Source organism: Pseudescherichia vulneris (assembly GCF_902164725.1).
GTDB classification, from domain to species: Bacteria; Pseudomonadota; Gammaproteobacteria; order Enterobacterales; family Enterobacteriaceae; genus Pseudescherichia; species Pseudescherichia vulneris.
In genome coordinates, this window is record NZ_LR607338.1 from 3,964,897 (window position 1) to 3,965,652 (window position 756).

A 756-nucleotide genomic window follows, 5' to 3' on the forward strand; every position below is an offset into this window, starting at 1 on the left:
CCTGCGGACTGCGTTTTAATAACTGGCGAGAAAAGTATATGAAGCGGCCAGTTTCTGCTCACCGTGCACGCACACAATATTCAGGATGCTTATCACTCTGCTTTGGGGCATAGGCACAAGGCGATGGGGGGGAGTTCACGGAATTGAAAAGCGTCAGGGATAAAAGAGAGGAAAAAGATTATGGCCCTCCCCAGGCGGGAGGGCTAAATGGGATCTATTTTAGCAGGGTTCCCCACTGCTCAACCCACGGGTTCGACTCCGTCTCGGGCTCGGGGTGTTCGCTGGCGTCAATAAGCAGAATCTCACCGACGCGCTGCGCCTGCTGGTCTGCAAGCAGCTCGGCAAACCGTTTCCCGCCGCCGCAGAAGTGGGAGTAGGTGCTGTCACCCAGCGCAATCACGCCGTAGCGCAGGTTGGGCTGGAATCCGAGCGAGTCGCGGATCGCCGCGTAGAGCGGCGCGATGTTATCCGGCAGATCGCCCTGCCCCGTCGTGGAGGTGACCACCAGCACGGTTTTGTCCTGGTAATAGGCCCAGTCCGCCAGCGTCCCATCCTCAAAGACCTTAACCTGGTGCCCCTGTCCGGTCAGCAGCGTCTCCGCCTCTTCGGCCACCAGCAATGAGTTGCCATACATGGTGCCAACAAAAATACCAATCTCTGCCATTTTTCACTCCCTGGTTGCTAACTGCCAGGTTTCATCCTGGCTGCTGTCCGGCACAAACTCAACCCCTGCGATGCTTTACGTTTAAGGACATG

General features: G+C 57.1%; 1 protein-coding gene. It reads right to left on the bottom strand.

The features are described from left to right. Positions 1-214 precede the first annotated feature (214 nt). Entirely contained in the window at positions 215-664 is a 450-nt protein-coding gene (locus FN633_RS16370; protein ID WP_154058447.1) for a flavodoxin, read from the bottom strand. Between the last annotated feature and the right edge of the window lie 92 nt (positions 665-756).